The sequence below is a fragment of the Paludibacter sp. genome, from assembly GCF_009712605.1.
Lineage (GTDB): Bacteria > Bacteroidota > Bacteroidia > Bacteroidales > Paludibacteraceae > Microbacter.
On the sequence record NZ_WASO01000011.1, the window covers coordinates 65,251 to 77,008 of the forward strand.

General features: G+C 43.5%; 11 protein-coding genes. 2 read left to right on the top strand and 9 right to left on the bottom strand.

Annotated elements, in window-relative coordinates; all coding sequences use genetic code 11:
• Positions 1-8 precede the first annotated feature (8 nt).
• The 3 genes from F8N35_RS09810 to F8N35_RS09820 all read right to left on the bottom strand — a co-directional run bounded on the left by F8N35_RS09810 (position 9) and on the right by F8N35_RS09820 (position 2,582).
• Complete coding sequence (locus F8N35_RS09810) at positions 9-1,241, bottom strand: TCR/Tet family MFS transporter (protein WP_293052076.1); 1,233 nt, start codon at positions 1,239-1,241, stop codon at positions 9-11.
• 210 nt (positions 1,242-1,451) lie between these two features.
• On the bottom strand, positions 1,452-2,087 hold the full coding sequence (locus tag F8N35_RS09815; protein ID WP_293052079.1) for an NAD(P)H-dependent oxidoreductase: 636 nt from the start codon (positions 2,085-2,087) through the stop codon (positions 1,452-1,454).
• Between the two features lie 48 nt (positions 2,088-2,135).
• The gene (locus F8N35_RS09820) at positions 2,136-2,582 is read right to left on the bottom strand and encodes a MarR family transcriptional regulator (RefSeq protein ID WP_293052082.1); all 447 of its coding nucleotides are present in this window, start codon (positions 2,580-2,582) and stop codon (positions 2,136-2,138) included.
• A 148-nt stretch (positions 2,583-2,730) separates the two neighbouring features.
• Here F8N35_RS09820 and F8N35_RS09825 point away from each other — a divergent pair, with 148 nt between their 5' ends.
• A complete protein-coding gene (locus F8N35_RS09825; protein ID WP_293052085.1) occupies positions 2,731-3,825 on the top strand; it encodes an acyltransferase family protein in 1,095 nt (364 codons plus the stop codon).
• 11 nt (positions 3,826-3,836) lie between these two features.
• Here F8N35_RS09825 and F8N35_RS09830 read toward each other — a convergent pair whose 3' ends face one another.
• From F8N35_RS09830 to F8N35_RS09855, 6 genes are all read right to left on the bottom strand, one after another.
• Positions 3,837-5,096, bottom strand: coding sequence for an MFS transporter (locus tag F8N35_RS09830; protein WP_293052088.1), 1,260 nt, complete (start codon positions 5,094-5,096; stop codon positions 3,837-3,839).
• 182 nt (positions 5,097-5,278) lie between these two features.
• The gene (locus F8N35_RS09835; RefSeq protein ID WP_293052090.1) at positions 5,279-6,298 is read right to left on the bottom strand and encodes a phenylalanine--tRNA ligase subunit alpha; all 1,020 of its coding nucleotides are present in this window, start codon (positions 6,296-6,298) and stop codon (positions 5,279-5,281) included.
• Between the two features lie 311 nt (positions 6,299-6,609).
• Entirely contained in the window at positions 6,610-7,137 is a 528-nt protein-coding gene (locus tag F8N35_RS09840) for a hypothetical protein (protein ID WP_293052093.1), read from the bottom strand.
• A gap of 8 nt (positions 7,138-7,145) precedes the next feature.
• Positions 7,146-7,820, bottom strand: coding sequence for a DUF3800 domain-containing protein (locus tag F8N35_RS09845; protein ID WP_293052096.1), 675 nt, complete (start codon positions 7,818-7,820; stop codon positions 7,146-7,148).
• A 159-nt stretch (positions 7,821-7,979) separates the two neighbouring features.
• Positions 7,980-8,873 (bottom strand): phosphatidylglycerol lysyltransferase domain-containing protein, encoded by an 894-nt coding sequence (locus tag F8N35_RS09850; RefSeq protein ID WP_293052099.1) that lies wholly within the window; start codon positions 8,871-8,873, stop codon positions 7,980-7,982.
• A 149-nt stretch (positions 8,874-9,022) separates the two neighbouring features.
• Entirely contained in the window at positions 9,023-10,171 is a 1,149-nt protein-coding gene (locus F8N35_RS09855; protein WP_293052102.1) for a pyridoxal phosphate-dependent aminotransferase, read from the bottom strand.
• Between the two features lie 254 nt (positions 10,172-10,425).
• On the opposite strand from F8N35_RS09855, the gene F8N35_RS09860 reads away from it, so the two are divergent.
• Complete coding sequence (locus tag F8N35_RS09860) at positions 10,426-11,736, top strand: ATP-binding protein (protein ID WP_293052105.1); 1,311 nt, start codon at positions 10,426-10,428, stop codon at positions 11,734-11,736.
• The last annotated feature ends 22 nt before the right edge of the window (positions 11,737-11,758 follow it).

The window sequence follows — 11,758 nt, forward strand, 5'->3', positions numbered from 1 at the left end:
CAAAGCGGCTATTTATCGTTGCGGTTTCGCACTCTGATTGTACTCAGGGTATTCCGAGCAAGTAGAATACTCAGTACAACCAGTAGCGATGCCATCACAAAAGGAGCCCCCGGAAAATAAACCGACGTTCCTTTTGCCGTAAAATGAGCAAAAAGCGTAGTCATCAACACCGGTCCCACAATGGATGTAACACTACGCAAGCTGGTGAGTGCACCTTGCAACTCTCCCTGCTCATTGGACGGAACTTCGTTGGAAATAATGCTTTGAGCTGCCGGATCGGCAATACCACCCAGACTGAAAGGAATCATTAACGGGAATAACATCCAGCCCTGCGGCACAAATGCAATCAGCAGGAATCCCAATCCATAAAAAGCAAGTCCGATGTAGATCGATTTTACCGGCCCTAATTTCGGATTGACAATACGCACCAGACCGCCTTGTACAATTGCCATCAAAAGACCAATCAAGCCCAGTGAATAACCCACTAACGATTCGTTCCAGTGGAAAGCCTCCATTGTAAAATAGGTCCATGTACTTTGAGTTGCAAAACTGGCCACCATGACACAAATCAACGACCCGACCATCCCCGACACAATCGGATATTTGCGCAACAACATCAGTGAACCTATCGGATTGGCCCGCCGAATATCAAATTTACGACGGTTCTCTTTCGGCAACGACTCAGGTAAAACGAAATAGCCGTAAATCCAGTTCAAAAAGGTAAGGCCGGCAGCCACCAAAAAAGGCAGTTGCAGACTGTACTGTCCGAGTACGCCGCCCAACACCGGACCGATGATAAATCCCAACCCAAAGGCAGCCCCGATCAATCCGAAGTTTTGAGCCCGTTTTTCAGGAGTACTGATGTCGGCTACATAAGCGGTTGCCGTACTAAAACTTGCTCCCGTGATTCCTGCCAGAATTCGCCCCAAAAAGAGCCACCCGATAGAAGGCGCAAAAGCTATAATCAGGTAATTGAGCCCAAAGCCGAAAAGTGCAATCAGCAATACAGGACGCCGCCCGAAACGGTCGCTCAGACTACCGATAACCGGAGAGAAAAGGAATTGCATCACCGAAAATGAAAACATCAGCCAACCACTGTAAATGGAGGCATGACTCAGGTCACTTCCAATAAGGTGACTGATATATTTTGGAATAACCGGAATGATGATACCGAAACCGATAACATCGAGTAAAAGTGTAATGAAAATAAAACCTAATGCAGGTTTGCGATTGTCTGACATAACTTTATGTAGTTTGATTTCGGCTGCAAAGGAATAGCTTATTCCTTAGTTATACTATCAAAAATCGACGAAGCGGTCGTTTCCGGGGGACGAATGAAGGATTTGACCTTGTAAATTGAGTCTCCTCTTTGTCAGATATTACTATCCAGTTAAAAGCAAAGGACCATTTCCCTTAGAGAAATAGCCCTTCCGTATCGTTCAAAAATTATCTTATTTGTATTCGATAACAAACTCTTCTTTGGGATTCCGCACCTTCTTCATATTTACCAACCAGTCTTTGGTAGCATCGCGATAGCCCAAGGGGAGCAGAAGCACACTTTTCAATCCTTTCGACTTCAAATCGAGTAATTCGTCCAGCTCATCGGGAGAAAAGCCTTCCATTGGCGTTGCATCCACTTTGAGTTCAGCTGCCTGAGCAATAGCCATCGCAAAACCGATATAGGCCTGACGTGCAGTATGTACGAAGTTTTGCTCGGCGGTTTGTTGCAGATAAAGCGCCTTGATTTTGTCGGTGTACGACCCGAAACGACCACGAGGCAAGCCGCGTTCATCCGTAGTGTAATCGTAAATTGTATCGATACGCTCTTCGGTATAGCGATCCCAGGCTGCAAAAACCAGCAAGTGCGAACAGTCGGCCACTATTTGCTGATCCCAGGCGATGGGAACTATTTTTTCTTTCAACTCCTGATTAGTAATAACCAATACTCTGAATTGTTGCAACCCCGACGAAGTGGGCGCAAAACGAGCTGCTTCAATAATTTTATCGACATCCTCCTGAGCAACTTTTCGGGTAGGATCATACTGTTTTGTAGCATAACGCCACTGAAGATTTTCTAATAATGTCATAATAATGTCGTTTACAGTTTTGAGATAAAACAAACAGGAAGCGTCCGATTATTCGGTTTTGCCGGCAGAAGTACATCCCCGGTTGGTTTTTGCCAATAATTTACGGGCAACATTGCGCAGCTCGGTCAATTCTTCCAGAGTCACATTCATGCTTTGCATCACTTTGCCGGGAATATCTATAGCCGAAGACTTAAGATCAACCCCGTCTATTGTCAGCGAAATTTCCACTACACGTTCATCAGATGAACGCCTGGTTCTGGAAATCAATCCCTTTTGTTCAAGCCGTTTCAACAATGGAGTCAGCGTGCCCGAATCGAGCAACAACCGTCCTCCCAACTGATTCACCGTCTGTGGCTGGGACTCCCATAAAACCATCATTACAAGATATTGAGGGTAAGTCAGATCAAGTTCGTCCAGTAACGGACGATAATGATTAATAATTTCCCGTGAAAGGGCATATAGCGGAAAACATGCCTGATTGTCTAATTGTAACACTTCCTGATAATATTAAAATTCGGGTGCAAAGATAATACATTGTGCGCAATATTATTTCGCATAATATATTAAACTGTATTAATACAAATAAAAAGAAAGAACCGGCATCAGCGGATAAAGTAGCCTGATCTGTAAAAAAAGTGTAATTTTGCGCCGCATATTACTATTCCATTTATCGGGGCTTAACGACCAACAAAGCATCAACATGCATCACCTCAAAAAGAAGTTTGTTTGGGCAAACGACCTCAGAGCACTTGCAACTGTGAGTGTTATCATTTTGCATGTTTCTTCCGAAATAGTGAATAAATATGGAGATGTTCCTCAATCGGAGTGGTGGATCGGGAATGTATTCGACAGCCTTGTCCGCTTTTGCGTGCCTGTATTCCTGATGCTAACCGGGGCTTTAATTCTGCCAAAGACTTACAAGTTAGGAGAATTTTTCAAAAAACGCATTACCAGAATCCTACTGCCCTTCCTCTTTTGGAGCCTGATTTACATTGCTTACAAAATCTATCTGAAAAGAGAGCACGGAATCGAAATGGACTTTTGGCAAACCTACAGTTACATGGTCTATCAACTCAAAACCGGCGCCTCGTATCATCTGTGGTATGTGTACATGCTGATTGGAATCTATCTCATTATTCCATTGGTAAGCAAGTGGATTGTCAATAGTTCCGGGAAAGAGATATTCTACTATATCATCGTATGGATCTGCGTCTTACTGTTCAATTTGCCGGGAATCAACCCTTCGGTTCCCAATATCGATTTTACTTATTTTTCGGGCTATCTTGGTTATCCCATCCTCGGTTACCTGTTAGCTTATAAAATTGAGGGGAAAAGAGTAAAAACAATGGGACTTCTGCTCTTCATTATCGGAGTGATCATCACCATGATCGGTACTTATCTGTCGTCGGAAAATGACGGCAATTTTAACGGATATTTTTATACCTATCTAAGTCCCAATGTGATTATCACATCTTCAGGTATATTTGTGTTTATAAAGCACTATTATCTTCCGCTGGGGAAGTTCAGACTGGTGACCAATCTAATTGGCAAATACAGTTTTGGCATCTATCTGTCACATGTTTTCATCCTTACCCAATTGTCGGATGCCGGTTTTACAGCTTCGTTTATCAATCCGTTGATCGGGATTCCGTGTGTGACAATTGTTTGCTTGTTGGCTTCATTTATAGTCACCTTCCTCTTGTCGAAAATTCCTCTGGTAAAGCATGTTTCAGGATGACAAATTAGGGATCATACTGCATCTTTCAATTCCAGCTTCCGCAGTTTAGGCGCTTTACGCGCGGCAATGCCCACAATAAGCAAAGTCATGCAACCACCGAAAATAACGGACGGAATGGTGCCCATGTATTTTGCAGTCAGCCCCGATTCGAAGGTACCAATTTCGTTGGAAGAGCCTATAAAGATGCTGTTGACCGCCGCCACGCGCCCGCGAACCTCATCGGGAGTATAGAGCTGAAGAATACTTCCGCGCACCACCACGCTCATATTATCGAACGACCCGCTCAAAAGCAACAGGAAAGCCGATAGATAGAAATTTTTGGAGAGAGCAAAAGCAATAATAGCCAGACCAAATCCGACCACACACCAGAGCAATTTACGCCCCGAACGGTTAACCGGAGGATTAAAGGCCAGATAAACCGACATCAGGATGGCGCCCACTGCCGGAGCAGCACGCAAAACACCCAGCCCCTCGGGTCCTGTTTTCAGAATATCGGAAGCAAAAACCGGCAACAACGCCACCGCATCACCAAACAGTACGGCAAACATATCAAGGCTGAAAGCGCCAAGAAGAATCTGGTTTTTGAACACATACCGAACTCCAACGCTGATACGTTCAAAGATATTTTCGTCGGTATTGATAACAGGAGCAACTCTTTGACTCTTCACGCGGCTAATGAGGTAGATTGCAAAGGCGTACAGGATAAATACCCCTGTGTAAGCCGGAACAACCCCTGAAAATCCGTACAACAATCCCCCGAAAGCAGGTCCGATAACGGCAGCCAACTGCCAGTTGGTACTGTTCCATGTTGCCGCACTGGTAAGCTTATCCCTTGGAACGATTTGCCCCAGAAATGCGGTATGCGCCGGCATTAGTACTCCCCTCACAAAACCGGTGAGGAAAATAGTGATAAACATGGGGAAAATACCGAAGCGGGTATAGCAATCGAGTTCTGGGACGCTGTATGCCAACAGAATACCTGCTCCCAAAAGCAGCAGAATGGTAGTATATTGTATGATTTTCTTCCGATCCCAGATATCGGCAAAGTGGCCTGCAAACAAAGCGATCCCCACCTGCGGAACTGCCTCTACCAATCCAATCACGCCCAGCAACAGCACATTTTTAGTCAGGCTGTATACCTGCCAACCAATCACAATCGACTGCATCATGGTGGCACAGGTCATCACAAACCGATAAGTCAGGAAGTAACGAACGTTATCGATCTTCAGCACATCGAATGCTTCATTGGAAAAGAGTTTCTTCGGATTCATCTCAAAAATAAAAGCAGCACACGGAATAAACGGAAAAGACGGAAACCCACTAAGTATTTAATTGAAATAACTTCAAAAAAATCTGTGTTTTTCTGTACAATCCGTGAATTCCGTGTGCTGGATGCAATAATGAAGGCTGTTCCAAAATGAAACAGCCCATATAATAATCACTTAAATATCAATTAATTTGCCGACTCAAATTGTCGCAGGAAGCGGACATCGTTCTCGGAGAACATCCGGAGGTCTTTCACCTGATACTTCAGGTTGGTGATACGTTCGATACCCATCCCGAAAGCGTAGCCGGAATAAACTTTGCTGTCGATTCCGCAAGCTTCAAGCACATTCGGGTCAACCATACCGCAACCGAGGATTTCCACCCAACCGGTATATTTACAGAAAGGACAGCCCTCGCCGTGGCAAAGATTGCAGGAAATATCCATTTCGGCCGATGGTTCGGTGAACGGGAAATAAGACGGACGCAAACGGATTTTGGTGTCTTCGCCGAACATCTCTTTGGCAAAATAGAGCAACGCCTGTTTCAGGTCGGCAAACGATACGTCTTTGTCGATATAAAGACCTTCCACCTGATGGAAGAAGCAGTGTGCACGATAGGAAATCGCTTCGTTACGATAAACACGACCCGGACAAATAACACGGATCGGAGGTTGCTGGTTGAGCATCACACGCGACTGAACCGACGAAGTGTGGGTGCGGAGCAACACATCGGGATCTTTTTCGATAAAGAAAGTATCCTGCATATCGCGGGCCGGGTGTTCGGGCGGAAAGTTGAGCGCACCGAAAACGTGCCAGTCGTCTTCTACCTCGGGACCTTCGGCAATGGTGAAGCCGATGCGGGCAAAAATATCGACGATTTCGTTTTTAACGATAGAGAGCGGATGGCGTGTTCCCAACAGAATAGGATCAGCCGAACGGGTCAGATCGGTTTCGCTACCGGTAGATGCGCTGTTTTCGAGCGACTCTTTCAGGTCGTTGATCTTGGCGGTAGCCGCCTCTTTCAATTCGTTAAGCAACTGACCCACCTGACGTTTCTGGTCGTTGGGCACTTCGCGAAATGCATTGAACAAAGAGGTGATTTCTCCCTTTTTGCTGAGATATTTTATACGTAATTCTTCGGCTTTTTCTTGTGTGGCGGCTGTCAGGCTTTCCACTTCTGCCTTCAGCTGGTTTATCTTATCAATCATAACGATATGAATTTTTCAGAGTGCAAAGGTATTGATTTTTTACGAGAAAGCGATGAGAAACCATTTCCAATCCTCACCGATTAATCATTTATTAATGTTGAAAATTAGAGATTCCTGGCAAAACAACAAAAGAGGATAAATAGATTGTAACAAGTTTATAATAGGCCACTTATAGTTAAAAAATAAAAATATACATCATGTTTGATGTTGAAAATTAGAAAATGTTGTACCTTTGTAGTGCTCATTCTGCCATATTAGGAGAAAAGAGTTTCGAGGCTCGATAACACAAGATTGTTACCGAGCCTTGCGTTTTAATAAACATCCGGTAATTTTTTCTTCTGTTTGTTCTCAATTTGCTTCTTACCTCCAGGTTCATTCAAATAATAAGCTGTAAGCAGGTAATAGTCAGTTCCACTCCGTTGAGGTTCAAGAATTATAACATACTCTTGCTCTATATCATAAATATAAGTGCGAGTCACAGATCTACCCTTAACTCGGTCAATGAAACTAAAAACATCTATGACATCAGATCTTGATTCTTCAATATGGAATTTCACCCAGTGTAATCGTTGCGAGCGCGCCATATCAAAACTTCTAGAGCCAATCTTCTTCCCCTTTTCATCTTTATCTTCCTTTGTTATTAAATGATTCAAAAGTATCTCCATTGATACTTGCCCATCTTTCTTGATCGGTCGAATCCATTTACTGCGGAATTGAAATTTCGGGTTATCTTCTATATCTCGCTTGAAGACAGCCTTCAAAGACTCATTCCTTTGAGAAACTGTCAAGCAAGCTAAGTCAAGTAACTGCGGATAAATTTTGAGAATATTAAAATCCATAACGCAGCTTATTTTAAATCAATATAAAACAGATTAAACTTCTCAATAGCCTTAGGAGTACTTTGAGTGATCGGCAATGGACAATGCGATTGGATTCGATCTATGATCTTATTTTTAGCAATAACCCTCTTTTCATTTCTTAGATGATAGGCAATAGCCCCCATAAGTACATCAGTAAGTTGCATCAACTCGCTTTCATAAGAACGGATCACCTGCAAAGTTCTAACCGATACGAAATTCCTATTTAAATAATTCATTAGGCTTGCGGCCTTCTCATAACTATGAGTGTCTTTAATGTCAATGTAGATATTGTAATTATATTCGGGAAATATTTTCTTGCTCAATAATTGAAAATACATTTTGTCGTAAAAATCATCATGGGTTTGATGAAAAAGTTCATGTTTAAGTTGTGATTTATCAATGACAATAGCCCTGAATTGCAAATCAGTAGCAAAAAAATATTCAATAAGCTCTTTATAAAAAGGATATTGAGATTTTGAAAGTGCACTCCATTTTACTTCTCCTTTAAAAAAATATTTCTCCTTCAAAGCCCGTATATTCCGAGAATGTATTTTTACCTGATTGTATGAAGAGCTAACGTATGAAATAAGCATAAAGGGGAAGTGGTCATTTTCGAGATGACAACTTTCATCACAATAAAAATTAAAAGTTTTATTAATCATGGCAATACTAATATTCTTGTAAAAATTTCATTCCACTTTTAATAGCAAATATATCACTCTTTTCTTGATATATTGCAGACCCGAGAATTGAGCTTCTAGGAAAAATATTCACCTTCTCATAACTATAAGTATAGAACGTCAAGAAAGATACCTCGCAACTTATTGTTCAGCAAGCTCGGCCAGAAAGACTTCCTGCAAAATAGCCGGATTGTACGACAGTTTGGCCTGACGCAAACCCTCCACGCCACCATCCTCCGCCCGGTTCACATATTTGTAACCGGTGGCGTAATGACGAATCATTTCTCTGTTTATCAACGTATAAGATCCACGATGAATGTGTGATGCCTTTTCAAAAAGGCAAAGATAGACCTCATCGTTGAGCGGAGTACCGACAGAGATACCGGCCACTTTACCATCCAAACGGATGCAGCCGCCATCAAGTGGCATTTTGTCATAATAGAGAAAATAGTCGTTGATGGCCTTGTTTTCAATAAAACGCTTCGACTCAGGATTGTCGTTGTAGTGGTAATCCCAGGCATCGTTGAACGCAATGCATTCGCCGATATTATCGGACGTGATGGGCTCAAATTGCCACGAGTAGTTCTTTTCAACGAAGTTGATATGATTTCTCTTGGGCTGCAAGGCCTTACCGCTCAAAGATGCCAGTTTTTCCGACTCGTAAAGATATTCGTACTCATTGCGCGAAGGGATAAATTTGAACTTGCCGGGCATCAGTCGCTCCATCACTTCCTTGTTTTCAGGAGTAATTTGCCCGATCACCGGAGCGCAATCGAGACAAAAAGAGTGATCGAGCATCGCCTCAAGGGTCGGGATCAAATCGTCGTTGCCAACGGGGAAGAGAAAATAGTGGCATCCGTCAACATAGGTTTTGATTAACAGGTGATTGTCAAATTCGGCAATCTGAAAATCGTAGACATTCCGCCACAGAAAAAGCACCTCGAATGAATAGGTGAAAAGCCGTGTATGCTGTTGCTTTAAATAGCTATTTATTAAATCTTTGTCCGATAATGTTACCGGTCTGAATGAAAGCATAAAATTGATTTACGATTTTTCCCGATAGTTATCGGGGTTACAATTTACGATTGAATCTGTTCGAAAACCGCAGAAAGCGTTAAGATAGACGCAAAGGACGCAGAGAAATAAACAGTGGATTATTTCCACATCCTCAAATCTCCACCTTCTCACATCATCCTCTCCTGCAAATATCGTTCCAACCGATTTAGTCCTTCCGCAATGTTTTCGAGCGAATTGGCGTACGAAAAACGGACGAATCCCTCGCCTTTGGTTCCGAAATCGACTCCAGACGTAATGCCGACATGTGCATTTTCGAGCACATCGAAAGCAAATTTGTACGAATCGGAAGTAAATTTTCGTGCATCGGCTAATACGTAAAAAGCTCCCTGAGGCTCAACCTTTATTTCAAACCCGATTTCGCGCAAACGGTGAATCATAAACCGACGGCGTTCGTCATACACAGCCCGCATTTTCACCACATCTGCGTCGGACTCTTCGAGTGCGGCAATTCCTGCAGCCTGAGCCGTAGAAGGGGCACAGATAAAGAGATTTTGCTGAAGAATCTGCAACATGCGCATATACTCCTGCGGTGCAATCACGTAACCCAACCGTAGTCCGGTCATGGCAAAACGCTTAGAAAAGCCATTCACCACAAAAGCATTATCTGTAAATTCAAGGATGGAGTGCGCCCTCCCGTTGTAGACCAAACCGTGATAAATTTCGTCTGAGATAACCGGGAACTGTAATTGTGCCAACATCCGGAAAACCGATTCGTCGGCCAATGTTCCCGAAGGATTCATGGGTGAATTGAAAAAGAGCGTCCGGGTGCGTGGCGTGATGGCCTTTTGCAACGATTCGGCTTCGTACTGAAATCCCGTTTCGGCGCGCACCTCCACATCGACAGGAACAGCCCGGCAGGCCAGCGCAAAATTGCGGTAGCAGGGATAGCCCGGATTAGTCATAATCACCTCATCGCCGGCATTACACATCGCCATCAATATCATCAGGATAGCAGGCGAACTGCCCGAAGTAACCAGTACACGGCCGGGTGTTACCGTTACTCCGTACTCCTTTTTGTAAAAACGGCAGATGGCTTCGCGCAAAGCGAGATCGCCAAGCGAGTGGGTATAGTGAGTTTTGCCGCTCTGTTGCGCCTTTTCGGCAGCTTCGGCAACGCATTGCGGTACATCAAAATCGGGCTCTCCCACCTCCATGTGGATGATGGGAATACCCTGTTTTTCAAGTTCGGATGCCCGTTCCAGCACCTCCATCACAATAAAAGGGGTCATCTTTTCGGCATCGGGATTCAGAAACATGCAGTTCAAAGTTTAATATTCAAAAGCCTCATCCGATGGCAGAAGCAATCGGGATAAGCGAGGCTACGAAGGAATTTGATAGCTCAAAATTAGGAATAAAATATGAATCTGCCATGTACGGCCATAAAAGCCGAAATCACATATTTCGTGCCGAAAGTGTGAGAAAAATCACATAATTGGCACGAAATGTGTGATTACTTGTCGAACTGAACCAAAGAAAGTGTATATTTGCACCATCAAAACTCCACTGCCGTATGGAAATAAACCGTTCTGCCTTATCACAATTACAGACCTGGCTTAATTCAAAAACAAGGAAGCCTCTGATTCTTCAAGGAGCACGTCAGGTAGGGAAAACATGGTTATTGAAAAAATTCGGGGCTCTCTGCTTCGAGAATATCGCCTATTTCAACTTTGACGAGCAACCCGAACTGAAGCAATTTTTCGAACAAACGAAAGATATACAAAGGCTGTTGTCGAATCTCACCCTGATAAACGGAAAACCAATCGAACCGCAAAAAACGCTTGTTTTTTTCGACGAAATTCAGGAGTGCAACGATGCTCTGAACAGCTTGAAATATTTTTGCGAAAATGCTCCCGAATATGCTGTTGTCTGTGCCGGTTCGTTACTGGGCGTTACCCTTGCGAGGGGAGCCTCATTCCCTGTCGGAAAAGTGGAATTTATGACAATCTACCCGTTCACTTTTTCTGAGTTTTTGCAGTCAGCCGATCCTCGCCTTGCCGATTATCTTGCATCCATCCGAACCATCGAACCTATTCCCGACTTGTTTTTCAACCAGTTGATCGACCATTACAAAATGTATTTTCTGTCGGGAGGAATGCCGGAAGCAATTCTTGCTCTTCTCGATCACAAAGATGTGGAGTTGACACAAAGAGTTTTGAAAAATATACTCGATGCCTACAGCCTTGATTTTTCAAAACATGCAGATAAAGCCACCATTCCAAAGATTGCTCTACTATGGAATTCTATTCCGTCACAACTTTCACGTGAAAATAAGAAGTTTATTTATCAGACGGTGAAACAGGGAGCCCGTACCCGTGAATACGAGGATGCGCTTTCGTGGCTTTTGCAGGCGGGATTAATTCATAAAATCTTTTGTTGCAAAAAGCCGGGATTGCCGCTATCGGCTTACGACGATCTTTCTGCTTTCAAAATATACATGTCAGACGTAGGCTTGCTGCGCCGTTTCTCCGCACTCGATCCTGTTGCAATCCGCGAAGGCAACAGGCTTTTCACAGAATTCAAAGGGGCGTTGACCGAAAATTATGTGCTACAAAGCTTGTTAACGCAGTTTGAAGTAACTCCCCGCTACTGGACATCGGGGAATCAGGCAGAGGTTGATTTCATTATTCAGGTTGGGAATGAAATTGTCCCGGTAGAAGTAAAAGCGGACGAAAATGTTGCAGGCAAAAGCCTGAATGTCTATGATAAACAGTTCTCTCCAAAGCGGAGACTTCGTTATTCGTTGAAAAACCTGAAACAAGATGGCAACCTGTTGAATATTCCTCTCTTTATGGTGGATAATACAAAGCAATTTCTCGCATAATACGACAAAGGGTCGCAACTTT

Excerpts from the sequence above, each read along its gene's own strand:
- F8N35_RS09810 (WP_293052076.1), bottom strand. The coding sequence starts at position 1,241 with ATGTCAGACAATCGCAAACCTGCATTAGGTTTTATTTTCATTACACTT.
- F8N35_RS09815 (WP_293052079.1), bottom strand. The coding sequence starts at position 2,087 with ATGACATTATTAGAAAATCTTCAGTGGCGTTATGCTACAAAACAGTAT.
- F8N35_RS09830 (WP_293052088.1), bottom strand. The coding sequence starts at position 5,096 with ATGAATCCGAAGAAACTCTTTTCCAATGAAGCATTCGATGTGCTGAAG.
- F8N35_RS09835 (WP_293052090.1), bottom strand. The coding sequence starts at position 6,298 with ATGATTGATAAGATAAACCAGCTGAAGGCAGAAGTGGAAAGCCTGACA.
- F8N35_RS09840 (WP_293052093.1), bottom strand. The coding sequence starts at position 7,137 with ATGGATTTTAATATTCTCAAAATTTATCCGCAGTTACTTGACTTAGCT.
- F8N35_RS09845 (WP_293052096.1), bottom strand. The coding sequence starts at position 7,820 with ATGATTAATAAAACTTTTAATTTTTATTGTGATGAAAGTTGTCATCTC.
- F8N35_RS09850 (WP_293052099.1), bottom strand. The coding sequence starts at position 8,873 with ATGCTTTCATTCAGACCGGTAACATTATCGGACAAAGATTTAATAAAT.
- F8N35_RS09855 (WP_293052102.1), bottom strand. The coding sequence starts at position 10,171 with ATGTTTCTGAATCCCGATGCCGAAAAGATGACCCCTTTTATTGTGATG.
- F8N35_RS09860 (WP_293052105.1), top strand. The coding sequence starts at position 10,426 with ATGGAAATAAACCGTTCTGCCTTATCACAATTACAGACCTGGCTTAAT.